The sequence below is a fragment of the Afipia birgiae 34632 genome (genome assembly GCF_000308295.2).
Classification (GTDB): domain Bacteria; phylum Pseudomonadota; class Alphaproteobacteria; order Rhizobiales; family Xanthobacteraceae; genus Afipia; species Afipia birgiae.
On sequence record NZ_HG326652.1, the window covers coordinates 1,917,971 to 1,940,866 of the forward strand.

At 61.3% G+C, this 22,896-nt stretch carries 25 protein-coding genes; 12 read left to right on the forward strand and 13 right to left on the reverse strand.

Annotated features, from left to right (window positions below):
* Nucleotides 1–43: 43 nt before the first annotated feature.
* The 4 genes from BN32_RS09165 to BN32_RS09180 form a co-directional block, all read right to left on the reverse strand.
* Nucleotides 44–679 carry a TerC family protein gene (locus BN32_RS09165; protein WP_019197870.1) on the reverse strand — a complete coding sequence of 212 codons (636 nt, stop codon included), beginning with the start codon at nt 677–679 and terminating at the stop codon, nt 44–46.
* A gap of 228 nt (nt 680–907) precedes the next feature.
* Nucleotides 908–1,252, reverse strand: a complete 345-nt coding sequence (locus BN32_RS09170; RefSeq protein ID WP_051488498.1) for a hypothetical protein — start codon at nt 1,250–1,252, stop codon at nt 908–910.
* A gap of 153 nt (nt 1,253–1,405) precedes the next feature.
* Nucleotides 1,406–2,134, reverse strand: a complete 729-nt coding sequence (locus BN32_RS09175) for a hypothetical protein (protein WP_019197872.1) — start codon at nt 2,132–2,134, stop codon at nt 1,406–1,408.
* A 66-nt stretch (nt 2,135–2,200) separates the two neighbouring features.
* On the reverse strand, nt 2,201–2,407 hold the full coding sequence (locus BN32_RS09180) for a hypothetical protein (protein WP_019197873.1): 207 nt from the start codon (nt 2,405–2,407) through the stop codon (nt 2,201–2,203).
* A gap of 132 nt (nt 2,408–2,539) precedes the next feature.
* On the opposite strand from BN32_RS09180, the gene BN32_RS09185 reads away from it, so the two are divergent.
* Nucleotides 2,540–3,544, forward strand: a complete 1,005-nt coding sequence (locus BN32_RS09185) for a DUF2336 domain-containing protein (protein ID WP_040425599.1) — start codon at nt 2,540–2,542, stop codon at nt 3,542–3,544.
* Here BN32_RS09185 and BN32_RS09190 read toward each other — a convergent pair.
* The 3 genes from BN32_RS09190 to BN32_RS09200 form a co-directional block, all read right to left on the reverse strand.
* Nucleotides 3,541–3,891 carry a DUF1491 family protein gene (locus tag BN32_RS09190; protein ID WP_019197875.1) on the reverse strand — a complete coding sequence of 117 codons (351 nt, stop codon included), beginning with the start codon at nt 3,889–3,891 and terminating at the stop codon, nt 3,541–3,543. The two genes, BN32_RS09185 and BN32_RS09190, sit on opposite strands and share 4 nt — an antisense overlap.
* A gap of 100 nt (nt 3,892–3,991) precedes the next feature.
* Nucleotides 3,992–4,624 (reverse strand): peptidoglycan-binding domain-containing protein, encoded by a 633-nt coding sequence (locus tag BN32_RS09195; protein WP_019197876.1) that lies wholly within the window; start codon nt 4,622–4,624, stop codon nt 3,992–3,994.
* Entirely contained in the window at nt 4,617–6,377 is a 1,761-nt protein-coding gene (locus BN32_RS09200) for a PAS domain-containing sensor histidine kinase (protein WP_430641900.1), read from the reverse strand. The genes BN32_RS09195 and BN32_RS09200 overlap by 8 nt, the downstream gene beginning before the upstream one ends.
* A gap of 49 nt (nt 6,378–6,426) precedes the next feature.
* Here BN32_RS09200 and BN32_RS26770 point away from each other — a divergent pair, with 49 nt between their 5' ends.
* The 3 genes from BN32_RS26770 to BN32_RS09210 all read left to right on the forward strand — a co-directional run bounded on the left by BN32_RS26770 (nt 6,427) and on the right by BN32_RS09210 (nt 7,925).
* The gene (locus BN32_RS26770; protein ID WP_152343864.1) at nt 6,427–6,804 is read left to right on the forward strand and encodes a hypothetical protein; all 378 of its coding nucleotides are present in this window, start codon (nt 6,427–6,429) and stop codon (nt 6,802–6,804) included.
* Nucleotides 6,805–6,896: 92 nt separating this feature from the next.
* Nucleotides 6,897–7,370: a DUF5330 domain-containing protein gene (locus BN32_RS09205; protein WP_019197879.1), complete on the forward strand. Its 474-nt coding sequence runs from the start codon at nt 6,897–6,899 to the stop codon at nt 7,368–7,370.
* A gap of 129 nt (nt 7,371–7,499) precedes the next feature.
* Nucleotides 7,500–7,925, forward strand: a complete 426-nt coding sequence (locus BN32_RS09210; RefSeq protein WP_019197880.1) for a SufE family protein — start codon at nt 7,500–7,502, stop codon at nt 7,923–7,925.
* 3 nt (nt 7,926–7,928) lie between these two features.
* Here the strand turns inward: BN32_RS09210 and BN32_RS09215 are convergent, their stop codons facing one another.
* The 4 genes from BN32_RS09215 to BN32_RS09230 all read right to left on the reverse strand — a co-directional run bounded on the left by BN32_RS09215 (nt 7,929) and on the right by BN32_RS09230 (nt 10,680).
* The gene (locus BN32_RS09215; RefSeq protein WP_019197881.1) at nt 7,929–8,552 is read right to left on the reverse strand and encodes a DUF6456 domain-containing protein; all 624 of its coding nucleotides are present in this window, start codon (nt 8,550–8,552) and stop codon (nt 7,929–7,931) included.
* Complete coding sequence (locus tag BN32_RS09220) at nt 8,549–8,929, reverse strand: helix-turn-helix domain-containing protein (protein WP_019197882.1); 381 nt, start codon at nt 8,927–8,929, stop codon at nt 8,549–8,551. The genes BN32_RS09215 and BN32_RS09220 overlap by 4 nt, the downstream gene beginning before the upstream one ends.
* Before the next feature lie 146 nt (nt 8,930–9,075).
* On the reverse strand, nt 9,076–9,489 hold the full coding sequence (locus BN32_RS09225; RefSeq protein WP_040426194.1) for a Ros/MucR family transcriptional regulator: 414 nt from the start codon (nt 9,487–9,489) through the stop codon (nt 9,076–9,078).
* Between the two features lie 192 nt (nt 9,490–9,681).
* Nucleotides 9,682–10,680 (reverse strand): hypothetical protein, encoded by a 999-nt coding sequence (locus BN32_RS09230; protein ID WP_019197884.1) that lies wholly within the window; start codon nt 10,678–10,680, stop codon nt 9,682–9,684.
* 328 nt (nt 10,681–11,008) lie between these two features.
* On the opposite strand from BN32_RS09230, the gene BN32_RS09235 reads away from it, so the two are divergent.
* Both BN32_RS09235 and BN32_RS09240 read left to right on the forward strand, forming a co-directional pair.
* Nucleotides 11,009–12,658, forward strand: coding sequence for a glycosyltransferase family 39 protein (locus BN32_RS09235; RefSeq protein WP_019197885.1), 1,650 nt, complete (start codon nt 11,009–11,011; stop codon nt 12,656–12,658).
* Between the two features lie 105 nt (nt 12,659–12,763).
* Complete coding sequence (locus BN32_RS09240; protein WP_019197886.1) at nt 12,764–13,543, forward strand: class II aldolase/adducin family protein; 780 nt, start codon at nt 12,764–12,766, stop codon at nt 13,541–13,543.
* A 1,011-nt stretch (nt 13,544–14,554) separates the two neighbouring features.
* On the opposite strand, the gene BN32_RS09245 is transcribed toward BN32_RS09240, so the two are convergent.
* Both BN32_RS09245 and BN32_RS09250 read right to left on the reverse strand, forming a co-directional pair.
* A complete protein-coding gene (locus BN32_RS09245) occupies nt 14,555–15,955 on the reverse strand; it encodes a M20/M25/M40 family metallo-hydrolase (RefSeq protein WP_019197887.1) in 1,401 nt (466 codons plus the stop codon).
* A gap of 39 nt (nt 15,956–15,994) precedes the next feature.
* On the reverse strand, nt 15,995–17,665 hold the full coding sequence (locus BN32_RS09250) for a helicase HerA-like domain-containing protein (RefSeq protein ID WP_019197888.1): 1,671 nt from the start codon (nt 17,663–17,665) through the stop codon (nt 15,995–15,997).
* 489 nt (nt 17,666–18,154) lie between these two features.
* Here BN32_RS09250 and BN32_RS09260 point away from each other — a divergent pair, with 489 nt between their 5' ends.
* From BN32_RS09260 to BN32_RS09285, 6 genes are all read left to right on the forward strand, one after another.
* Nucleotides 18,155–18,520 (forward strand): DUF2267 domain-containing protein, encoded by a 366-nt coding sequence (locus BN32_RS09260; protein WP_019197890.1) that lies wholly within the window; start codon nt 18,155–18,157, stop codon nt 18,518–18,520.
* A gap of 23 nt (nt 18,521–18,543) precedes the next feature.
* Nucleotides 18,544–18,966 (forward strand): DUF4332 domain-containing protein, encoded by a 423-nt coding sequence (locus tag BN32_RS09265; RefSeq protein ID WP_019197891.1) that lies wholly within the window; start codon nt 18,544–18,546, stop codon nt 18,964–18,966.
* A gap of 102 nt (nt 18,967–19,068) precedes the next feature.
* On the forward strand, nt 19,069–19,923 hold the full coding sequence (gene folP / locus BN32_RS09270; RefSeq protein ID WP_019197892.1) for a dihydropteroate synthase: 855 nt from the start codon (nt 19,069–19,071) through the stop codon (nt 19,921–19,923).
* Nucleotides 19,920–20,285, forward strand: a complete 366-nt coding sequence (gene folB / locus BN32_RS09275; RefSeq protein WP_019197893.1) for a dihydroneopterin aldolase — start codon at nt 19,920–19,922, stop codon at nt 20,283–20,285. The genes folP and folB overlap by 4 nt, the downstream gene beginning before the upstream one ends.
* A gap of 167 nt (nt 20,286–20,452) precedes the next feature.
* Nucleotides 20,453–20,944, forward strand: coding sequence for a 2-amino-4-hydroxy-6-hydroxymethyldihydropteridine diphosphokinase (gene folK / locus BN32_RS09280; RefSeq protein ID WP_019197894.1), 492 nt, complete (start codon nt 20,453–20,455; stop codon nt 20,942–20,944).
* An 85-nt stretch (nt 20,945–21,029) separates the two neighbouring features.
* Nucleotides 21,030–22,895: a methylmalonyl-CoA mutase family protein gene (locus BN32_RS09285; RefSeq protein ID WP_019197895.1), complete on the forward strand. Its 1,866-nt coding sequence runs from the start codon at nt 21,030–21,032 to the stop codon at nt 22,893–22,895.
* Nucleotide 22,896: the final 1 nt, after the last annotated feature.

Consider the following 22,896-nt stretch of genomic DNA (forward strand, 5'->3'; position numbering starts at 1 on the left):
CGCCGCCCGCAATCAAAACTGCGGGCGGCGTTTTCAGCATCCCTCACTTCACATTATTCACATGCGGCCAGATCTCCAGCGCGCCGCGGTAAATCATCTCGCCAGCAACGTAGAGAATGACTGCAAGGCCGACATAGGCGATCCAGCGGTGCTTCTGCAGCAATTTTGCAATGAACGATGCGGCAATACCCATCATCGCAATCGAGAGCGCCAGGCCGAAGACCAAGACCCATGGATGTTCGCGGGCGGCGCCTGCGACAGCCAGAACGTTGTCAAGCGACATCGAGACGTCGGCGACGATGATTTGCCAGGTGGCCTGAGCCAACGTCTTGGTCGGCGCGCCTTCGACCGCTACCCCCTCCTCCGTCACGGCATTTTCTTCGTGCCCGGCGCCAGAGCGCAGTTCGCGCCACATCTTCCAGCAGACCCACAGCAGCAGGATGCCGCCCGCAAGCAGCAGGCCGACAATGGCCAGTAGCTGGGTTGTAAGACCTGCGAACACGATGCGAAGCACCGTGGCGGCGATAATGCCGATCAGGATCGCTTTGTTGCGCTGTTCCTTTGGCAGGCCAGCAGCAGCGAGGCCGATGACGATGGCGTTGTCGCCGGCAAGAACAAGGTCGATAAGGATGACCTGAAAGAGTGCAGTCAAAACTTCTGGGGTGAGGAATTCAAACATAAGCCGGGCTTCCCTATTGTATGGAAGAGCGGCCTCCTGTCACAGGCAAATACGGACTCGTCACAGTACGTATCGTCCACCAACTCGATCGAGACAGTGCATCGCACGTGCCGGACATTGCCGCGTATCTAAAGGGCCACTCCAATTGAATTCCAGTCCGACATCGCAGCCATACGGCTGCCAGAGGGGCCCGGCCTGGTCGTCGACGTTCTGCGTACTAAGTTCTACCTATCTCCCTTCGTAAGCTCGACGTTCGAACAGATGCTCGAACAATTGTGCGACTTGCTCCGGCTCACCCATTACTGACGCGGCGCAACCGGTGATAACAAGACCGCCCGCAATATCCCAGAGATTCAGGGTCTCCGTATTTTTCTTGGCCTTGATCGAGAATGCCATGATTGCAGCCAGCGCCGCTGTTCCAAAAAACAGCACGCTTAATGCAGGCAACACCAGATGCTGTTCAAGCGAATAGACGATGAAAAACGCAGGTAATGCAACGGCGAAACTCAGCGCAATCAGAGTCCCAAAGTTCCTGCCAAACAGAAACATTCTCGCCATTGGGGAACCTGTCATTCCATCCCCCATTCTTATCTCACAGCAAATCAGTGGCTCGATACGCCCAAAGAAAACAGCCGATCGCGGACGGAAACAACGCGACCTTCCGTCGCGTGTCCGAACGTCGCGTGTCCGAACGTCGCAGGACGCGCCGATGGAACCAGAAGGGAGTTATCCGCCGACGCGCAACGCGCGGCCGACGACGGGGGTCGCCTTGATCCACACGTCCGATGCCCGCTGGGACAGTTGGACGATCAGGCGATCGGCATCCGCAGCCATGGGATCAGGTGCATGGATCACCAGCCGGTCCAGCGCCCACCGGTAGGATGCCACACGCTGCTGCAGGCACTGCTGCACCCACTGCACGACCAGAACATTCTCACGCATGCGCGCCTGCGCATCGGCATATTCGCGCGGGGATAGTTCCCCGACGATTCCGAGCGCCTTGTTGCGCTTGATGTCGAGATCGTTGACCCGCACGGCGACAGGAATGAACTGATCGAGCATCACGCCGTCGTTGCGCACATCCTCCATCAGTCCGCCGTAAGCTGCGGCCTGCGACCGGTGCGGTTCATCGATCATGCGCCGGCCATAGATCGTCCGGTCGAAAACGACCGACTGCCGCCAGGGCGCCGGTATCGTTTGGTAATCGCCGAACACTGCTTTCCAGGCTGGGCGCGAGTGCGGTGGCTCGATGAAGTAGTAGGCAAGATCGCGCAGCGATCGTTCCAGATCGGTCAACTGGAATTGCGAAGGTTGACCGCCGAGGGCCGTGGTAGCCTCCACGCCGACCCACTTGTGCATGTCTTCGTGATAAAATGTCGAGCGCGTGCGGCCGAAGTCGTCGCTTGGGCAAGCGAGGCTGGCGACGAATGGCAGAAGATAGAGCGGATTACACATCGCAGTTCGTGGTTAGAGAGTTGCCGGTCCGGCGAGCCTCGCGCCGGCAAAGAATCTGACGTCTGGTCAGGAACGCGCCCGGCGTTTGCGACGGCGGCCTGGAGCCGTTCCCTCCTCCGGTCCGATTCCATCGCTGGCTTCGTCAGCGTAGCGTTCGATCCGGATGGCGGGGAGAATCAGGATGGTTGCCGTTCCCTCGCGCGGGGCCATGTTCACATCCGGTCCGGCGCGACGCGCCGCTGCATCGACCGGAAATTCAACAATGGTGCCCATTTTAATCTCTCCTGGCCGCCCAGCTTTTCCCCAAGGATCGGCGGCACCCGGTCATTAAGAGTGAGCATGGTTAATGGCTTGTTAACAGGCGGCGGATAACGTCTGGCCGAGACTTAACCTCGCGTATCCGGCATGACGACACTCCCGATGTTTCACGGCTTCGATGGCCTGATGACTCTGTCCCGGCGCGAGGGCGTCGATATTCGCCCGACGCTGCTCCGCGTGCTGACGGACCTCTATGTCCAGACCGCCGACCATACCCGGGATGAGGAGCGGCAGTTCGCCGAACTGGCCTCGCGCCTGATCGACGAGGTGGACGATGCTACGCGCGCCGCCGTGCGGGCGCGGCTTGCCATCTACCCGAACACCCCGCACGAAATTGCGTGGAAGCTGCAACTGAGGCCTCATCTGGCAGAGAAACGCGCGCCTGTTTCGCGACACGATCGGCCGCGGCTTGAAGAAACTTTCGAGCTCGATCCTGCAGCGGATCTGGAGATCGTGTCGGAGCCTGAAGTGTCGGTCGCTCCTGCGATGACGCCCGCGCCGACGATGTCGATGCAGCCGGACGATGCGGCGCAGTTGATTGAGATGTTTCTGGCCGCCGATAAAAGTCACCGTGCTCAGATATTGCACGGCCTGACGGATACACCGCTGAAACCATCGACACCGGTCGATCCCCGCCGCGCGGCCCGCGCGGTTACAGCGCTGGAGCAGGCGGCACTGGCGGCCGATGCCTCAGGCTTTACGGCCGAACTCGCCGATGCCCTGATCCTGACATCCCGGGTCGCGGCCCAGATCGTCAACGAACCGGGCGGTGAACCGCTGGCCTGCGCGCTCAAGGCGCTCGGCATGCCGGGCGAATCTTATCAACGCGTGCTGCTGTTCCTGAATCCGTCGCTCGGCGCATCGGTGATGGACGTCTACCGGCTGGCGCGCCTTTACGAAGTGGTCGAGTTGCGCACTGCGCTGATCATGCTTGCCGCGTGGCGCGGCGCGGCACTGGCCGCTACGCGGGCGAAATATCGCCCTACGCTCTATGACGATGAGCGCCAGCGCGCCCGTTCAGCGCCGCCGCAATCGCGTCCCGCGGTTCCGCCTGGGACGCACGTCACAACACGCAACACATCGCGCGGTTAGACTTTCTTCGCCAGATCGAGGAAGTGGCGCCCTTCCCTGTCCTCGACTTCGACAATCCACACATCCGGATCGAAACCGATTTCCTTTGCGAGGCGCGCTTCGATAGCAGTTTCATCCACCGCTTGCGGCGGCGACTGGATGAAAACGCGCTCGACGGGACGGCTGTCATCGTAGGAGGTTTGCGGCGCCGGAACGAACAGCATCGCCGTGCCGTCCATCAGAGCCACTTTCACGAATACCGCGCCCGCCTCTTCCGCGCCGCGACGCCGGACCGCGCCGAACATGCCGGCGCTCTGGCATCGCCGCAGATAACCCGCGACCCAGATGGATGATTTCAGGCGAGACATGGATCTGAACCGATCGGGCGAATGGAAAGACAGGGAGGTGCTACCATAGTCAGAGCCGACGATGGTAGCAGCCCATCTATCCAATGACGGTAGAGGCCGGTTACTCGATCGGCCGGCCAGTCAGAACCGTCAGATCCCGGATCAGGCGATCGGACAACTGGCCCGTGACCGGCATCTTGCGATCGCGCTCGAATTTCTGGATCGCTGCCTGTGTATCCGTTCCGATAACGCCGGTCGGCTTGAGCTGGCCGTAGCCATACTCGGTCAGCGCACGCTGGACCGCAGCAATCCGCCGGGTTGAAACAATCAGATCACCGACCGGATCGCTCTTTGCCGCGTGAACGGCCGCCGGGGGGCGCGGTGTAGCTGGTGCTGCGACCGGCTTCGCAGGAGCCGTCGCTGCCGATTCCAGAGGCTTGTCGATGACACGTGCCTCGGCTTCAGGTGGCCGGACTCGCGGCAACGGCGCCGGCGACGGCGCAAGCGCCGACAGCGACGATACGGCAGCCGTGCTGAACATCGGCGACGGATGGCGCCCTGCCTGCAGGAACATCGCATTGGTGACGATGGCGATAACAGCCGCGAGTGCCGCGCTTGCCGCCAGTGTGTCCTTCGGGCTGTGCAGCAGGACGCGCAGGATCAGGCCACGCTCCGGCTCGGCCTCAACTGCAACCGCCGCCGCACGTCGTCGGCGGCGGGGTTTCTCGTCATCGTCTGCGATCTGTTTAGGCACTTTTCTTCACCTGATAATCTTGAGGTTCGGCGCGCTGCGGCGCGAGGGTGGCGATATTGCTTGGTTTCTCAATCGGCGGCGTAAAGACCATCGGCAATGCAACGGTCACGGTCGTGCCGACATCGATCTGGCTTTGCACCGTCATCTCGCCGCCATGCATGGCGACAAGGCTCTTGACGATGGAGAGCCCAAGGCCGGTGCCTTCGTGGCGGCGCTGATAGGTCTTTCCAGCCTGGAAGAACGGGTCGCCGATCCGCTTCAGGTCCTCCGCGCCGATACCCACACCGCTGTCAATTACGCGCACCAGCAGGCGCGATCCTTCCACGCCTGCGGTGACGGTGACGGTGCCGCCGCGCTCCGAGAACTTGATCGCATTGGACAGCAAATTCAGAATCATCTGTTTGAAGGCACGCGGATCACCGGTGATCTGCGGCAAGTCCGCCGGTGCGCGGGTGACGATATCGATCCCGTTTTCACGCGCTTTCAGAACCATCAGATTGCAGCATCCGATCAGGGATTCGCGCGGCGCAAACAGTTCGGGAAGAATCTCGAAATTTCCGCTTTCCATCTTCGACATATCAAGAATGCCGTTGACGACCGACAGCAGGTGCAGGCCGGATTCGTTGATCAGCTGCGCATATTCCTGCCGGCGCGTCGCATCGATCATCATCTCCTTCTCGCGAACGATCATTTCAGAGAACCCGATAATGGCGTTCAGCGGCGTCCGCAGTTCGTGGCTCATCGTGGCGAGGAAGCGCGACTTGGATGCACCCGCGCGCTCAGCTTCCATATGCGCCATCTCCAGCGCCTGTTCCTGGAGCTTGCGCTCGGTGACGTCGCGCATCACCGCGACAACGTCAACACCTGGACCGGCGAGCGACCGTGATGTCGCATCGATCGGCCGGCATCGCATTTCGATCCAGACGAAGTCGGCAGCTGGCGTGCGATCATGATCAGAGTCACGTGCGGAATCGCGTTTTACACGGAATTCGACGCTACGCTCGTCGCCGCTGCGGGCAGCCTCCGAGAGAGCGGTCAGATAGGCCGGACGATCTGCGACATGAACGCGGTCAAACAACCCGTGCTCCAGCAGCAGCGCCGCCGGTGTTCCGAGCAAGGCTTCCGCAGCAGGCGAAATGAACCGGATCGCGCCGTTGCGGCTGTGCCGGGAAATCACGTCGCTGATGTTGTGCGCGAGAAGGCGGTAACGCTCCTCTTCGACCATCAGCAGCTTCCTGCTCATCTGCGCCAGCGATTCGGCGCTGAATGCCAGCGCCGACGCATAGATCGTCGCTGTGGCAATACCGAGCGCATCGAACAGCGAGCTGTATGATGCAGGAACCAGCGATACCGGCAAGGCGCCAAAGGCATCGATCATGACGAGCCCAAGCGCACAGCCAAGCGCCAGCGCGACGGCGAAAACGACTGCACGCCGCGAGGCCGACAGTGCCGCATCGAGCGGAACGGCCACGAGCCAGATCGCGGCGAACGACGAAATTCCTCCCGTGTTAATGCAAACCGCCATGACTACTGCGGCCAGCGCGGTCGACGACAGGATGTGCGCGCGCTCATAATGACCTGTGCGCGACAGATAGTATGAGACGAGGATCGGCGCGATCAGCCATGCAAACACCATGACCTCGACTTCTTGCGGCGCTCCGCGAACAGCGAGATAAAGCGGAAGCGAAGCAAGCGCGGCAAGGCCGCCCAGCAGCCGCGGCCCGATGAAGGCGCGGTGGCGGGCTTTCGTCATCAAGTCCCGCCGCGCTGACGGATGCAGCAGCGAGTCCAGATGGTCGCGTATGATGCCGGACAATCTCACGTTGTTCTCACCGCTCGGCCGGTCGTCGAATCGACTGCCGGAACGCCCCCGTTTTTCGTTTGGCCAATGGTGTCAGAGTGAACTTAAGCGAACGCTAAGGCGCGCGGCCGATTGCGAGTTACGTCAGCCGGATGCGGCTTTTCGCGCGAAATCAGCGATTTCATTCGGCGGGAATGGTGAACGCAAAGTTTCCGTCCCGCAGCCTTATGGTTTCGAAATCGTGCATGGCGAATGGGCAGCTCGAAGGCAGCCTCACATCATTCAAAGCGAAATTGCTTCTTATCAATTGAAAATTTACGCCAAATCAAACCATTCAAATTTTACACAGCACACGAACCCCGGATTTATCCGCGTCTGATACGACGGATGATGATTGCGAGATCAATCGCAACGGGGCGGAGCGCTTCAGCGTGATGAAGCAACTCCGTGAAGCGATCGACGGGGTGTGTGATGTTCTTCCTTCTTCGCATGGCGTTCTGGCTGGGGCTGGTGCTTGTGCTGCTGCCGACCGACAAGTCGTCCGATCCTGACAAGGGTCCGCAGATCGGCGCATCGGAAGCCATCTCAGCCGCCACCGCAGCAGTCTCCGACATGAGCCAGTTCTGCAACCGCCAGCCGGCGGCATGCACGGTGGGCGGACAGGCTGCGACCGTGATCGGCGAACGCGCCCAGTCCGGCGCCAAGAAGGTTTATCAGTTCATCACGGACAAGGCCGAGAAGAACGAAAAGAACGACAAGAAAGCGCCTGAGCCCACCGAGAAGGCCAACAAGAAGGCGCCGGATCATACCGGATCGATCAGCATGCCGGATGACCGTGACCCTGACGAATCCCAGACCGTCGCGATTGTGCATCAGACATTGACTGAGGACGATCTCGCCATCGATTGGCGGCCACCGGCCTTCGGGACGACAACGGGCCCATAGAACCCCGAAATCCGTAATATTCGGGTCGAAAAGGCCGGGAACTTATGGCTATCGACCCTCTGCGATCTCATATAAGGCTCGTGCCAAGATCTTTGGCGCAAGACATTTGACACGAGTTCGCGGGCTGCCATGACCATCGACGAGATCAGGGATAATTTCGAGCTGCTCGACGAGTGGGACGATCGGTACCGCTATGTGATCGAGCTTGGCCGCACGCTGGCCCCGATGTCCGATGCCGAGCATTCCGCCGAGAACAAGGTTCAAGGCTGCGCAAGCCAGGTCTGGCTGTCGCGCTCCATCGACCGTAGCGGCAGCGAGCCGGTCCTGAGTTTCAAGGGCGACAGCGACGCGCATATCGTGCGCGGGCTGATCGCAATCCTGCTGACCATCCAGTCGGGAAAGACGCCGCAGGGAATTCTGGACACTGATCCGATTGCCGTCTTCAACGAATTCGGGTTCCGCGAACACCTGACGCCGCAGCGCTCCAACGGCCTGCGGGCCATGGTCGAGCGTATCAAGAACGACGCCCGCGAAACGCTGGCTTCCGCCTCCTAAACCTCACGGCTTGAAATTCGCGTCGTCGGCAAGCCACGTCCTGATGGCCGCGCCGGTGCCGTTGGGATCGCTGCGCAGTCCGTAATGGCGGGCCAGCCGGTCGAGCGCCAGTTGCAGCACGACTTTCGCCGAACGTGACGGCCAGCCACGCTCGCGCTCCACATCCTCCAGACCGCGCAGGAAGCAGCAAACGTCGAGCAGCAGCCCGGAAAATTCGGGGCCGCAGGCTTCCAGCGCCAAACGCACGCGCTGGCGCGACGCGACGATCAGGTCCGTCATGTCACCGCCACCGCCGGCTCCGTGTGTTCGCCCGATGCCCGTCCAGCTCGACGTGATACGCGGCGACAGGTGTCCGCGCGTGAAGTCCGCACGCAGGCGTTCGCCGGCGATGAATTGATCCGGTCCGATCATCGCGCGGCCATCGCGACCCTTGCGGCGCGCCAGCCATCCCAGCGGGCTTTCGCTGTCGTTAACGAGGACCTGCGTCACGCCGGTCTCCGTCATGAGATCGCGCACCGACAGATCGAGATGTTGCGCGCGGAATGCGCCGACCTCATCGCCGGAAACTCGCGCCGTTTGCTGGCGAATCTTGCCTGGGCCCGACGGGCGGCCTTGCTGTCGCTTCATCGGCCGTCTCCACCGGTCGCCACCCGGCGGCAGATCAAGTCGAGCGTGGCGACACGGCAGTCGAACCGGATGTCGTCGCGGGCATCCTCCACGACGCGGCATGCATGGGCGATGGTGGTGCGGTCGCGTCCGAAGGCGTGTCCAATGATCTCGAAACTGAGCCCAAAGCCAGTATGGGCGAGATACATCGCGATCTGCCGCGCATGAGCCGCGGGCTGCGATCCGCGCAGCCCTGTTTCAAGCGCGGCAGCGGCGAGGCCAAAGTCGGCAGCAACGCAGGCGGCCACCAAACGGCAAATGCCGCTCGGGTGGAGTTCAACGGAACTGGAGGATTGCGGCGGGGGAAAACCGAAAATGGTCGATCGGACTTCAAGCATCGGAACCTCACTAGGATCCCCCCAAAAAAAAGAGGTGATCCCGGCTTGACTCCGGGGATCACCGCAATGTGGAATTATTCCTAAGCCGCGGCAAGCCCGTTACCGTCAGGCCCGCCTTCTTCCAGGCCCGCTGTCCGAGCCCGGGATTACTTTCGACGTCGGCGCTGCTGGCCGAGACCCATTTTTTTGGCGAGCTGCGAACGGGCCACGGCATAGTTTGGGGCCACCATAGGATAGTCCGCCGGCAGGCCCCATTTCTCGCGGTATTGCTCCGGGCTCATGTTGTACTGGGAGCGGAGGTGCCGTTTCAGCGACTTGAAGCGCTTTCCGTCCTCCAGACACACGAGGTAATCGGACGTCATCGATTTTTTGATGGAGACTGCGGGCTTGGCTGGCTCGGCCGCGGCTTCGGTGCCGCCGGTTGAGACCCGTACAAGCGCTGCATGAATCTGGCTGATAAGGGCCGGGATTTCCGCAGCGGTGGTCGCGTTGTTACTGACATAGGCAGAAACAATCGACGCGGTCAGGTCGACGAATCCCTTGGGGGCGGTCTCGCTCATGGTGATGTCTTTCAGACGCAATCGGATGTGCAGTTAAAAACGAGCTGGCTCAAGCAAACAGGCGCCACGCGACGGCTTCGACGTCGTCTATACTTGGTGAGTATGGAAGAGATGCCGTCGGCCTGACAAGAAAAACTGGAATACTTTGGCGCTTTATTTGGTGCGCCGCAGTCCGCGCCCCGGCCTCAGTGACTAGCTGCGCTGGTCAAGATGCGCTCGCAATTCATCGATCGAGGCAAATCGCACCATGCCCTCGGGCAACTGCGCTTCGATTGAGCCGTCAGAATACAGCGAATACGCCATTGAATCGACGACACCCGATTTGACGATCGTCACCGACGACGCATCGGCGCGCCTTGGCAGTTGAAATCGCTCGCGGACAGGTTCAGGCGTCTCCTCCTCATCAGCGGCGGCTGGCGGCGGTGCAGCCCGCCCGTTTTGAAACGAGGAACCTTGAAACGAGGGTGAGTCCTGCCGCGCTCTGCTGGACGGCGGCCATGCGTTGGCGAAGGGATCAGGTGCATTGGCGTCAGCGTCGCCGCGCTGAAGATCCTCTGTGGAGGACCGATGCGGGATTTCATCCGGCGGCGGATCGCGCGGCGGCAGTTCGCGGCTCTTGTCTCGCCGGGACGACGAAAACATGATGTTGCGCCGCTGGCGCGGCGCCGGTTCGGCAGGCGGCTCGAACGGTTCGGCGGACAGCGCCGGATTGCGGTTGCGGGTGACCGGATGTTCATCCCACGCAGCCGGTTCTGCTGGGCTGCGCCGATCGTGAGCATCGTCTGTTGCGAAATCGTCCCGGTCCGGGGTCTCGTCGGGCGGCTGGTCGCGGGTGAACAATGTGTCTTCGTGGACTGGCCTTTCTCCACGGGCGGGCCTTGGGGGCACCTGACGAGGAACCGCCGGCAGTTCCGGCAGGGTTCGCGCCGGTCGAATTGCAGGGACCTCAGCCGCCGGCTCGCGTGGCAGCATGACTGGCGCAGGCACGCCGGTTTCCAAGCGCCGCGCAAGGTTTCTGAATTCCCGGCCAACGAAATACAGTCCAATCAGGACCAGCCCGGTGCAGGACACCACGGCCCCTGCCAGGATCATCGTGTTGCCGAAGCTGAATTCCTTGATCGGAATCCCGAAAACGACCGCGAGAAGGCCGATACACAAAACGACCGTTCCGCCGATCAATAGCGCAATCATTACAAGCTCCAAACCCGCGCCAGCGGACTCAACAGGTAGAGTTCCATAATAGTTTCAAGTCGGCGCATTACCAATTGGTAATTGAGCGCTCCTCGACGAAATACGCTTCCGTTGGTCAGGCACCGTTCAGATTCGCGAGCCTAATCTGCCCAGCGCGTGCGGCACTCGGAGCGTGGTTGTAACTTTACCCTGACTGCAATGTTGCATTGCAATTTTAGAAAATGCGCCACAATTGGCAATTACCTAAACACCGAACTGAGATACAAAGTTCCCGGGAAGCCTGCCCGGAAGATACGCAGGCGCGGGAACGCTGGGTCCAGTAGCTGAGATGTCATCCATCACAACATCGGCACTCGACACGCCTGCCGGGCGCTCGATCGAGCAGACGTGCGACGATCTTGCGCTCGCCGTGCTGGCCGTTGTTGCAGTCGTCGCAGGCCTGACCTTCAAAGATTATGGTCTTGGCTGGGACGATTATACTCACGCGGAATATGCCGATCTGCTTCTCAAGATGTTCGGCAGTGGCTTTACCGACACCAGCGCCCTGTCCTTCGCCAATCTCTATATGTACGGCGGCGGCTTCGACATGGCGGCGGCGCTGCTGCACAAGATCGTTCCGCTCGAACTGTTCGAGACGCGGAGGCTGCTGGGCGCCATCGTCGGCGTGATCGGCCTCGGTGTCACATGGCGGCTCGCGCGGCGCGTCGGCGGCCCTGTCGCCGGTCTCGCGGCGATCGTTCTGCTCGCACTGTGTCCGATATTCTACGGGCACATGTTCATGAACCCGAAGGATGCGCCTTTCGCGGTGTCGATGGTGATCCTGATGCTCGGGCTCGTGCGTCTCGCGCAGGAATATCCCGCGCCCACGCCTCACACGATTCTGATCATCGGCCTCGGCGCCGGCCTGTCGATCGGTTGCCGTATCCTGGGCGGACTGGCGCTGATCTACGCCGTGGTGGGCTTCCTGCCGATCTGGATTTCGGACATCCGCGTGCATGGCTTGCGAGAAGCGGCCCGTCGTCTTGGCCATGTTGTATACGTTCTGCTGCCCGGCGTGCTGCTGGGATATCTGGTTATGGGCCTGATCTGGCCGTGGGCGATCATCGATCCAGCCAATCCGTTTCATGCGCTGACATATTTCTCCCATTTCTTCGAAAAGCCATGGAAGGAATTGTTCAACGGCGCGATCGTCTCGGTGCCGGACATGCCATGGTCTTATCTGCCCACGCTGTTCGCATTGCAGCTTCCTGAAGTGATGCTCGGCCTGCTCAGCGCCGGTGTCGTCGGCACGTTCGTGGCGCTGGTACACTCGAACGTTGATACCAAGCGCAAGAGCATTCTGCTGATGCTGACGCTGGCCGCGACGCTCCCGCTCATCATTGCGATGGTGAAGCGCCCTGCTCTCTATAACGGCATTCGCCATTTCATCTTCGTCATCCCGCCCATGGCCGTTCTTGCCGGTGTCGCCTTTGCCGCGATCGTCGGCTGGCTGAAACAGCACAGCCGCGCCGCGCAGGCCGTGTTTGCCGCGATGTTCCTGCTTGGACTGACGTTGCCGCTCAATGAGATGATCCGGCTGCATCCCTATCAGTACACCCACTTCAACCATATCGCCGGAACGGTGCGCGCCGCCGACGACCGCTACATGCTCGATTACTGGGGGCTCGCACTGAAGCAGGCGTCCGAAGGGCTGCGGCAGGAAATCGAGGAGCGCCAGGAGCCCGCACCGAGGAACCGCAAGTGGCGTGTCGCGGTCTGCGGACCTCAGCGCCCCGCCCAGGTTGCGCTCGGCCCGGATTTCACAATCGGCTGGGACAGTCATGCCGCCGACTTCGCCATGACGCTGGGCGAATTCTACTGCAAGGGCCTGAACGCGCCTGTGGTCGTCGAGATCAAGCGTGACGATGTGGTGTTCGCCCGGGTTTACGACATCCGTGGCAAGAGCATCGCCAGCCTGCTCGCCATACCCGCGCCCTGACCTGCCACATGGCGCCCCTGCGGGCGTCGCATGTTGCGATAGCGGTATCGCAGGACTAGGCTCCTCCCCGACCAAGACCAAAATAAATCGCGGGAGAAAATCGTCATGTCACCGGCCGAGGCACGTCTCAAGGAAGTCAAATCCACGATATCCGAGGCCGAATGGGAGCAGCGGGTCAACCTCGCAGCCGCCTATCGTCTGGTCGCCTACTATGGCTGGGATGATCTGGTCGATACGCACATCTCGGCGCGGGTCCCTGGTCCGGAACATCACTTCCTGATTAATCCCTACGGACTGATGTTCGACGAAATCACCGCATCGAGCCTAGTCAAGGTCGATCTCGACGGCAACCAGTTGAGCGAAAGCGACTATAGCATCAATCCCGCCGGCTTCACGATTCACTCCGCCGTTCATGAAGTGCGCGAAGACGCCGGCTGCGTGATGCATCTGCATACTGCGGACGGCACCGCTGTCGCGAGTTGCATGGAAGGTTTGCTGCCGCTGAACCAGACGGCGCAGCTTGTGACCGGCGACCTCGCCTATCACGACTACGAAGGCATCGCGCTGGATCACGATGAGCGTCCACGCATCCAGAAAGACCTGGGCCAGAAGAACCACCTCCTGCTGCGCAATCACGGCACACTGACGGTTGGCCGTTCTGTCGCCTCGGCATTCGAGCGCATGTATCATCTTGAGCGCGCCTGCACGATGCAGGTCCGCACCCGCATGCTGGGACCGACTGCCTACCCGGTCGACAAGCTTGTGATCGAGAAGAACGAAAAACTTGTGACCGACCCGGTGCGCTCGGATTTGCGTTCCACCAAGCTGGTCTGGCCGCCGCTGCTGCGCAAACTTGACAGGATCGACCCCAGCTATAGAAATTGATCCGTCAGCCTCTACACTGACCGGACTGCAAACGCCGCCCAATCCCGGGCGGCGTTTTTGCGTTTACGCTGGTCTGACGTGACGTTGTCCCGCCGCCAGACCACATACTCAATGTCGTCCCCGCGAAAGCGGCAATCCATCATTCCGGGATGCGCCGCCTGGCGCAGGCCCGGAATGACAGCGGATAGTGGCGAGCGCGCGCAGCCCGGATGGGGCGCAGCGCAATCGGGGCTACAGACTCTCGATGTCGTCCCGGCGAATGCCGGGACCCATAACCACCGAACGTCATAATGACAGTGGGGCGATCGCTCCGGCATCTCCCTCAAATCGATATCTCAGGGAGTGTGGGTCCCGGCATTTGCCGGGACGACGTGTCGAGATTTCCGACCTCTCCTTGACATGTCGCGATCTAGGAATATATTCTTCATCGTCCTGTTCGTGAGGGGCGCTTCTCGAGGGCGCTTTTGAAGCGGAGCAGGATGCGGCGCCCGCGCGCGTGTCTCGCACACACGCCGTCCGGGAGGCTGGGGTCAGCGTCCGGGCCAACTACGTGGCTCTGCCTTCAGTGGCTGGACGCGGACAGGATGAAGGCCGGCGAAAGCCAGCCGGATCGGGGCGCGTGTCGCGCCTGTCCTGTCCCGGAAGCACGCTCCCCTCGCCCAAAATCGCCGCCAAATAGCAGTCAAGCTTGCGCAGACTGCGTGAACTTGTCTGCGGAGCGCCGCAAGGCGACGCGCTTCCCTTCGCACGGGAAGCGAAGCAACACATTTGCGCCTCGCGGCGCTCCATGCCCCTCACCTTTTGGGGGGGCAAGACCAAAGCTCACCTCGCGCGATGCGCGAGAGCGAATACGCGTGCGTGAATGAACGGGCTGTTTGAAAATCGAAAAATTGAATCGGAAATCGGCGTGACGCGCGCGCAACATCGACGATCGTCATAGCGGACAGTCGCCCGCTCAGGGAGTATGGGCCCGCTTTCGCGGGGACGACCGGTGAGAGATCGTTCAAGACCTCAGCGCGGCGTGTCCGCGAACGCCGCGAGAATGCGCGCCCACGAGCGGATGCCCTTGTGGAAGCTTTTCAGGTCGTACTTTTCGTTTGGCGAATGGATGTTGTCATCTTCAAGCCCGAACCCGATCAACACCGTTTCCAGCCCCAGCGTCTTCTTGAAATCCGCAACAATCGGAATCGATGCACCCGAACCGATCAGGAGCGCGTCCTTGCCCCATTCATCCGTCAGCGCACGCTTCGCCGCCGCCAGCGGCTTCATGCCCCAGTCAAGCGCGATGGCCGGCGCACCGGCATGATCGATGAACTCGGCCGTGCAGTCCGCGGGCAAGCGCGAGGTGACGAAATCACGGAAGGCCTTGCGGATTTTCTCGGGCTGCTGGCCCTCCACCAGCCGGAACGACACCTTTGCGGAGGCCTCCGCCGGAATAACCGTCTTGGAGCCTTCACCCGTATACCCGCCGAAGATGCCGTTGATATCGCAGGTCGGACGCGATGAGACCTGCTCGATCAACAACCGGTCTTTCTCACCGGCCGGCACTGAAAGGCCGATGGGCTTCAAAAAAGTTTCCGGAGAAAGATTGAGATTTTTCCACTGCGCCAGAATGTCGGGCGGCAGATCCTTCACCCCGTCGTAGAATCCCGGAATGGTGATGTGACCGTTCTCGTCATGCAGGCTTCCCAGAATGCGCGTCAGCACGCGGATCGGGTTCTGCGCGCCGCCGCCGAAGATACCCGAATGCAGATCGCGGTTCGCCGCCTTGATCTTGACCTCGTCATACACGAGGCCGCGCAGCGAGGTCGTGATCGCGGGCGTGTTCTGGTCCCACATGCCGGTGTCACAGACCAGCACGAAGTCGGCAGCCAGGTCCTTCTTGTGCTTGTCGAGGAAGGGACCGAAGTTCTTCGAGCCGATCTCCTCTTCGCCCTCGATCAGGATCGTCACATTGAGCGGCAGCGATCCGGTGACGTTCTTCCAGGCGCGGCAGGCTTCGACGAAGGTCATCAACTGGCCCTTGTCGTCCTCGGCGCCGCGGGCAACGATGATCTTGCGGCCATCGGCGTGGTCGGTCACCACCGGCTCGAACGGCGGCCGATGCCAGAGGTCAAGCGGATCGACCGGCTGCACGTCGTAGTGGCCGTAGAACAGCACATGCGCGCCGCCGTGACCGTTGCTCTTGCCGACAATGGCCGGGTGACCAGCGGTCGGACGCACGTCGGTCGAAAACCCGATGGATGCGATATCGGCCGCGAGATGGTCCGCAGCCTTTTTGCAGTCATCAATAAAGGCTGGATCGGCCGAAATCGACTTGATCCGCAGCAGCGTGAACAACCGCTCGAGGCTTTTGTCGAAATCCTTGTCGATATGGTCGAGAACGGCGGCAAGTTGGAGCGTGGCGGACATCGTCTGGTTTCCTCAAATCCGGGTGGTGCGAGATGTCGGTTACCGTCGCAACAAGCTGCCGAGTGTGCCGCGCACGATCGAGCGGCCGATCGAACTGCCAAGCGACCCGCCGAGCGACTTGCCAATACCGGCGACAACGTCGCCCGCGACCTTGTTGGTGACCGAGCGCGTGACGTTGCGCGCGATCACCTGGCCGGTGGTCAACCTTCCGCGCGGCGTGTTGGTACCGAAAATGGTCCCGACGATCGATCCAATCTGTCCGAGGACACCGCCACCCGAATCTCCTTCTGCCGGCGCCGCGGTTTCAGTCAGGCGCTTGTGCAGCATCTCGTAGGCAGATTCGGAATCAACTGCCGTATCGTACTTGCCCTTCACGGGGCTCGCCGCCAGGATCGCCCTGCGCTCTTCCGGCGTGATCGGCCCGATCCGCGCAGTCGGCGGGCGGATCATGACACGCTCGACCATGGCCGGCGTACCGTTGCCCTCAAGAAACGACACCAGCGCCTCGCCCTTACCCAGTTCGGTGATCACCTGAGCGGTATCGAGCTTGGGGTTCGGCCGGAACGTCTGCGCTGCCGCCTGAACAGCTTTCTGGTCGCGCGGCGTGAATGCGCGCAACGCGTGCTGGACCCGGTTGCCGAGCTGAGCAAGCACCCTGTCCGGCACGTCGATGGGGTTTTGGGTCACAAAGTAGACACCGACCCCCTTTGAACGAATGAGCCGCACAACCTGCTCGATCTTGTCGAGCAATGCCTTCGGTGCATCGGTAAAAAGAAGATGCGCTTCGTCAAAAAAGAACACCAGCTTCGGTTGCGGCGGGTCGCCGACCTCGGGCAATTCCTCGAACAGCTCAGACAGCATCCAGAGAAGAAACGTTGCATACAACCGCGGGCTCTGCATGAGCTTGTCGGCGACCAGAATGTTGACCATGCCGCGGCCATTGGCGTCGGTGCGCATGAAATCCTTCAGTTGAAGCGCCGGCTCACCGAAGAACTGCTCGCCTCCCTGGTTCTGCAGCACCAGAAGCTGGCGCTGGATCGTGCCGATAGTCTGTTTCGTGACATTGCCGAACTTCTGTGCCGCCCGCTTGAGCTCAAGGATGGCTTCGCTCGTATCATCCCCGTTCTTCTTGCCGTCGGCGGGGGATATGGCATCCAGAATGGCACGCAAGTCCTTGAAGTCGACCAGCGGGAGGCCACCTTCGTCAGCAACCTTGAAAGCGACATTGAGCACGCCTTCCTGCACGTCGTTAAGATCGAGCATCCGTGACAGCAGCAATGGGCCCATTTCCGAAACGGTGGCGCGCACCGGATGGCCCTGCTCGCCGAATACATCCCAAAACACCGTTGAAAACTGGTCCGGCTTGAAATCCAGCCCCATCGTCTTGGCGCGACTGAGAATGAAATCCTTGGCCTCGCCCACTTCAGAAATGCCTGAGAGGTCGCCCTTGATGTCCGCGGCAAATACTGAAACTCCGGCGCGCGCAAACCCCTCGGCCATGACCTGAAGCGAGACCGTTTTTCCCGTACCGGTAGCGCCCGTGACGAGACCGTGCCGGTTCGCAAGTCCGAGCGTTAGAAATGCGGGCTCATCGCCCCGTCCGATGAAGATCGTCTTGTCGGTATCGGCGGATGCAGCGCTTCCCGCGCCAGCCGGCGCAGCCGCCGTTGCGGCCTTGTCAGAAGCAGTTTTGGACGCCCTCTTTGCCATCTCTCGCCTCGTGCAGACTTCGGATTGTCCCGCCGTCGAAACACGGCGCATGATGTGTGATCTTGCAGTCTGGAACCCGCCGGTCAACCCGCAGGACGCATTGGTCGCATCAGTCGATACCGCGCTGCATTATGTATGGCGTTATATATATGTTGTTCCGCCGTTGCGACTGAGTGAATTCTTGCTCCGCGCCGTCAAGCCCGCCCGACTCCTGGCATTGCGGGCCGCATCGCAAATCGGCCGACGGATTGAAACGAATTCGCGTTCGCTACGTCGTTCGGAGCCGCGCTAACCAATTTGTCACCTTTGGCACTGCAAATGATCACCAAATCGGCGATGATTCTTGCACGGTTGCAACACTTCACGATCGATTGCGCTCAAACTGCGGTTTCAAAAAGCGTCATCGCTTGTAATTCGCAGCGCACGCGCTCAAGATAAAATCACAAGCAAAGATCCGGCAAGCAAGCCGGCGGGTAACGGGGCAATTTAGTGGACGAGTTCATTGGCGAGCTGGCTGCGAAAGCCGGCATAGACAACGCTGTGGCCGAAAAGGCCGTAGGTGCCATGCTTGGGTTCCTTCGCAAGGAGGGACCGGCTGAACAGGTGCGTTCGCTGATCGAGCAAATTCCGGGTGCTGAAGACGCGATCAAAGCTGCCGGTTCCGGCGGCGGTCTCGCGGGAATGCTTGGCGGCGGCATCATGGCGCTTGGCGCCAAGTTGATGGGATTGGGCCTGGGAATGAGCGAGATTCAGAACCTCGCCCGTGAACTCTTCAGATTTGGCCGCGACAAAATTGGTGCGGACGGGATGCGTACGATCATTGCCGAAACGCCCGGCCTTTCCAAGTTCGCGTAAATTCACTTTCAAGTTCGAGTATCATGTCCAATCCTCTTTCATCGTACCCTCTCTCGAAAATTGATGGCCTTGGCGCGCACGCCCAGGCCAAGCTCAAGGCGCACGGTATTCGCACAACCGCCACGCTGCTCGACAGCGCCAGCACCCCAAGGGGCCGGAAGTTGCTCGCCGCAAAGACCGGCCTCAGCGAGCAACAGTTGCTGGCTTGGGCGAACATTGCAGACTGCATGCGCATCAAGGGGATGGGCAAGGCCAAGGCCGAGCTACTGCGAGGGGCAGGCGTCGTGACCGTGCGCGAGTTCGTGCAACGTAACCCCCAGCGCCTCGCGCAGGCCATGAAGGAAGCCAACGACAAGCGCAAGCTGGTTCAGGTCCTTCCGTCCGACAAATCCGTCGCTGAACTGATCCAGCGCGCCCGCAAGCTGCCGCTGAAGATCTCCTACTGAACGGCCCACGGCGCCCGTCCCGATCGCCGCGCCAAACCGCTTGGGCCACAGCCCGCACCACCATCGCTTGACTTGCCAGCAGGGACCGCGCAAAGCCACCTCATGATGGCCGCCCCGTCCCGATCAGATCCGGCTGCCGCGCAGCTTCATCCGGTGCTGCGGGACCTGTTCGTCCGTCCCCCTCCCGTGGTCATGGGCGTGCTAAATGTAACCCCGGATTCGTTCTCCGACGGAGGCCGGTTCAGCGAGCCCGAACTGGCCCTTGCGCAGGCAAAACGGATGATCGCGGAGGGTGCCGGTATCCTCGATATCGGCGCGGAGTCCACCCGGCCCTATGGCTCGAAGCCGGTCACAGCCGACGAGGAATTGCAGCGATTACGGGATATCCTGCCCCCGGTTGCCCGCTTGGGGAGCCCGGTCTCGATAGATACCATGAAGGCATCGGTGGCCGCATGGGCGTTGAGCAACGGCGCAGTCATTGCCAACGATGTCTGGGGCCTGCAACGCGATCCCGATATGGCGCAGGTGATCGCGGATCACGGTGCGCCGGTAATCGTCATGCACAACCGCGAAAGCGTCGATCCCGCTATCGATATCATGACAGACATGGTGGCGTTCTTCACGCGTTCACTCGACATCGCAGCCAAGGCGATTATCCCGCAGGGAAGTATCGTCCTCGATCCAGGCATCGGTTTCGGCAAAACACCGGACCAGAGCATGACGGCACTCGCCCGGCTCGATGAGTTGAATCAGTTCGGCCTGCCGTTACTGGTCGGCGCCTCGCGCAAGCGGTTTATTTCAACGATAACACCGTCCGAACCAGATCAACGGCTCGGCGGATCCATCGCGGCGCACATTCTGGCGGCTCAGCGCGGCGCCAAAATCATCCGTGCACACGACGTGGCGGAAACGGTGCAGGCGCTACGCGTCGCATCGGCAATCGAGGACAAGCGATGAGCGACGTGATCTTCATAAAGGGACTTTTGATCCACGCCCGCCACGGGGTCATGGACCATGAAGCGGAGGTGGGCCAGCGCTTCGTGATCGACCTTGAGCTGTCGATAGACCTTGCAGAGTCCTCTCGCACCGACAAGCTCGCCGACACCGTGTCCTATTCGGACGTGGTCGCGACCGCTAGCGCGGCCTTCAAGGGCCATAACTACTACCTGCTGGAACGTGCAGCCGGTGCTGTGGCGGAATCGATCCTCGCCGCCTTCACTCGCGTCAGCGCCGTGAAGGTAACGGTCCACAAGCCGCATGCACCGATCGCCGCGATTTTCGACGACGTTGGCGTCGTCATCATGCGCACCCGGGCTTGAGCCGAGTGATCCGATTCTAACATTCGTATCATACCTTTCGCAGGCACTTTCACGAATGTCAGAACCAAAGGATCACTCGAATCATAAATTACTAGTGTCCTTTCGTATCCGACGTTCGCTCGGGAGGCGCTGCACAGTGAAGCGAACGTCGGATACGGAACACTAGCATGGCGAGCGTCCTGATCGCCCTTGGCGGCAATGTCGGTGATGTCCGTGCGACCTTCGTCAAGGCCATCGCCAACATCTGTGGCATGACGCAGGCCGCCCTGATCGCACGCTCTTCGGATTACACGACGCCGCCCTGGGGCGATGAGCATCAGGAGCCGTTCGTCAATGCGTGTGTCGAGATCGAGACCAGCCTCGATCCGCACGCGTTGCTGTTCACGCTGCACAAGATCGAGAAGAAGTTTGGCCGTGACCGGGCCAGCGAACGGCGCTGGGGTCCGCGCACGCTGGACATCGATATCATCGCCTATAACGACGTCCGCCTCGACAAACCCGAATTGACCCTCCCGCACCCTCGCCTGTTCGAACGGGCCTTCGTGCTGGTACCGCTGGCGGAGATCGCCCCCAATCGCTCAATCGCAGGACAGACCCCGCGTCAGGCGCTTGCAAGGATCTCCGCTGATGGCATCGAACGCCTGCCTGATTTGCGCTAAACGCCTGAAACAACCAATTGGCTTGCGCGCCGCCGCATGGCATTTTCAGATCGACAAAGCTGTTTTCCGGGAGCTAACCCTCTGAATGTCCGCTGAAACCGACGACCTGCCGCTCGCAGCCGACTTCGCCCCTGCTTCCCGCGATGACTGGCGGAAGCTTGCCGACGGTGTCCTGAAGGGCGCGCCGTTCGAGAAGTTGGTCGGCAAAACCTACGACGGGCTGCGGATCGACCCAATCTATGAGCGCGCGCGCAATGCAATGACCATTCCCGCGCGCACGGCAGGTAGCCCCTGGCAGATCATGCAGCGGGTGGATCATCCCGATGCAGCGATCGCCAACGCGCAGGCGTTGCATGATCTTGAGAACGGCGCGACCGGTCTGACGATCGTCTTCGCAGGTGCCAACGGCGCGCGGGGTTTTGGTCTGCCGCCGACCAAGGAGGCGTTGGCGCGCGTCCTCGATGGTGTGTACCTCGACGCCGGTATCGGCATTGAGTTCGAGATCGGTCCGCAGTCGCGCGACATGGGACAGCACCTCGCCGAGTTGCTTGCCGCGCGCAAAATCCCGCCCTCTGCTGTCAACGTCCGCTTCGGTCTCGATCCTATCGGCGGTGGCGGTGTGCGTGGCAGCAGCCACGGCAGCTGGGATTCGATCGCGAAGGTGTTCGGCGACAAGATTGCGAAGCTTGCGAAGCTCGGCTTTCGCGGCCCCTTCGCGCCAGCCGACGGCCGGGTCATCCACGATGCCGGCGGTTCGGAGGCACAGGAACTGGCTTACGTCCTCGCGGTGGGTGTCACTTACCTGCGCGCACTGGAAGCTGCCGGCATAGCACTCGACGACGCACGGCGGATGATTTACGCCCGCCTCAGCGCCGATGCCGATCAGTTTCTCACCATGGCGAAATTCCGCGCGCTGCGCTTGCTCTGGGCGCGGGTTGAGCAAAGTTGCGAACTCACGTCGCAGCCGCTTTTCATCGCGGCGGATACCGCCTGGCGAATGCTGACGCAGCGCGATCCCGACGTGAATATGCTGCGCGCGACCATCGCGGCGTTCTCGGCGGGCCTTGGCGGCGCAAACAGCATCAACGTCCTGCCCCATACGCTGGCGCTCGGATTGCCGGATGCATTCGCGCGCCGCGTTGCGCGAAACACCCAGCTTGTGCTGCTGGAAGAATCCAATCTCGACAAGGTCTCCGATCCGGCAGCCGGGTCAGGCGGCATCGAAACCCTCACCAGGCAGCTTTGCGAAGCCGCATGGGCGCAGTTTCAGAACATCGAATCGGCCGGCGGCCCGTTCGCGGCTCTCGAAAGGAACATTATCCAGACCAAGGTGGCCGCCGTGCGCGATGCGCGCGACGTCAATATCGCGAAACGCAAGGATGTGTTGACCGGAGCCAGCGAGTTTCCGAATCTTCACGAGAAGACGCCAGCCGTACTGGATGCAAAGCCGGTGACGGCGCTATCGCCTGAGGAAATCGTGATCCGGTTTGATGCGCTCGCGCCCATCCGGCTCGCAGCACCTTTCGAGACTTTGCGTGACCTCTCCGATCGACTGCTGAAGACATCCGGCAAACGCCCGGCGATATTCCTAGCCAACCTCGGCACCGCTGCCGATTTCACCGCGCGGGCAACGTTCGCGAAGAGCTTTTTCGAGACCGGCGGCATCGAGGCCATCGATACCGAAGGCTTCTCCGATCCGGCGGCGCTCGCTGCAGCCTTCAAATCGTCCGGCGCCGCCCTCGTCTGCCTCTGTTCGTCCGACAAGGTCTATGCCGTGGGGGCCGAGGCCGCCGCAAGGGCCCTTCATGACGCCGGCGCAAAGCATATCTATCTGGCAGGCCGGCCCGGAGAACTCGAAGCCGCGCTGCGGACTGCAGGCGTCGGCGAGTTCATCTTTGCGGGAGGCGATGCCCTCGCAATGCTCAAGACGGCCTACAAACGTTTGGGGTGAA

What these genes read in the sequence shown, in the direction of transcription:
- BN32_RS09215 (WP_019197881.1), bottom strand. Translation starts at nt 8,552, where the DNA reads ATGAAGCGACAGCAAGGCCGCCCGTCGGGCCCAGGCAAGATTCGCCAG.
- BN32_RS09190 (WP_019197875.1), bottom strand. Translation starts at nt 3,891, where the DNA reads ATGTCTCGCCTGAAATCATCCATCTGGGTCGCGGGTTATCTGCGGCGA.
- folB (WP_019197893.1), top strand. Translation starts at nt 19,920, where the DNA reads ATGAGCGACGTGATCTTCATAAAGGGACTTTTGATCCACGCCCGCCAC.
- BN32_RS09165 (WP_019197870.1), bottom strand. Translation starts at nt 679, where the DNA reads ATGTTTGAATTCCTCACCCCAGAAGTTTTGACTGCACTCTTTCAGGTC.
- BN32_RS09170 (WP_051488498.1), bottom strand. Translation starts at nt 1,252, where the DNA reads ATGACAGGTTCCCCAATGGCGAGAATGTTTCTGTTTGGCAGGAACTTT.
- BN32_RS09210 (WP_019197880.1), top strand. Translation starts at nt 7,500, where the DNA reads ATGACCATCGACGAGATCAGGGATAATTTCGAGCTGCTCGACGAGTGG.
- BN32_RS09175 (WP_019197872.1), bottom strand. Translation starts at nt 2,134, where the DNA reads ATGTGTAATCCGCTCTATCTTCTGCCATTCGTCGCCAGCCTCGCTTGC.
- BN32_RS09225 (WP_040426194.1), bottom strand. Translation starts at nt 9,489, where the DNA reads ATGAGCGAGACCGCCCCCAAGGGATTCGTCGACCTGACCGCGTCGATT.
- folK (WP_019197894.1), top strand. Translation starts at nt 20,453, where the DNA reads ATGGCGAGCGTCCTGATCGCCCTTGGCGGCAATGTCGGTGATGTCCGT.
- BN32_RS09265 (WP_019197891.1), top strand. Translation starts at nt 18,544, where the DNA reads ATGTCCAATCCTCTTTCATCGTACCCTCTCTCGAAAATTGATGGCCTT.
- BN32_RS09200 (WP_430641900.1), bottom strand. Translation starts at nt 6,377, where the DNA reads ATGACGAAAGCCCGCCACCGCGCCTTCATCGGGCCGCGGCTGCTGGGC.
- folP (WP_019197892.1), top strand. Translation starts at nt 19,069, where the DNA reads ATGATGGCCGCCCCGTCCCGATCAGATCCGGCTGCCGCGCAGCTTCAT.
- BN32_RS09180 (WP_019197873.1), bottom strand. Translation starts at nt 2,407, where the DNA reads ATGGGCACCATTGTTGAATTTCCGGTCGATGCAGCGGCGCGTCGCGCC.
- BN32_RS26770 (WP_152343864.1), top strand. Translation starts at nt 6,427, where the DNA reads ATGATGCCGGACAATCTCACGTTGTTCTCACCGCTCGGCCGGTCGTCG.
- BN32_RS09220 (WP_019197882.1), bottom strand. Translation starts at nt 8,929, where the DNA reads ATGCTTGAAGTCCGATCGACCATTTTCGGTTTTCCCCCGCCGCAATCC.
- BN32_RS09185 (WP_040425599.1), top strand. Translation starts at nt 2,540, where the DNA reads ATGACGACACTCCCGATGTTTCACGGCTTCGATGGCCTGATGACTCTG.
- BN32_RS09240 (WP_019197886.1), top strand. Translation starts at nt 12,764, where the DNA reads ATGTCACCGGCCGAGGCACGTCTCAAGGAAGTCAAATCCACGATATCC.
- BN32_RS09230 (WP_019197884.1), bottom strand. Translation starts at nt 10,680, where the DNA reads ATGATTGCGCTATTGATCGGCGGAACGGTCGTTTTGTGTATCGGCCTT.
- BN32_RS09245 (WP_019197887.1), bottom strand. Translation starts at nt 15,955, where the DNA reads ATGTCCGCCACGCTCCAACTTGCCGCCGTTCTCGACCATATCGACAAG.
- BN32_RS09250 (WP_019197888.1), bottom strand. Translation starts at nt 17,665, where the DNA reads ATGGCAAAGAGGGCGTCCAAAACTGCTTCTGACAAGGCCGCAACGGCG.
- BN32_RS09235 (WP_019197885.1), top strand. Translation starts at nt 11,009, where the DNA reads ATGTCATCCATCACAACATCGGCACTCGACACGCCTGCCGGGCGCTCG.
- BN32_RS09205 (WP_019197879.1), top strand. Translation starts at nt 6,897, where the DNA reads ATGTTCTTCCTTCTTCGCATGGCGTTCTGGCTGGGGCTGGTGCTTGTG.
- BN32_RS09285 (WP_019197895.1), top strand. Translation starts at nt 21,030, where the DNA reads ATGTCCGCTGAAACCGACGACCTGCCGCTCGCAGCCGACTTCGCCCCT.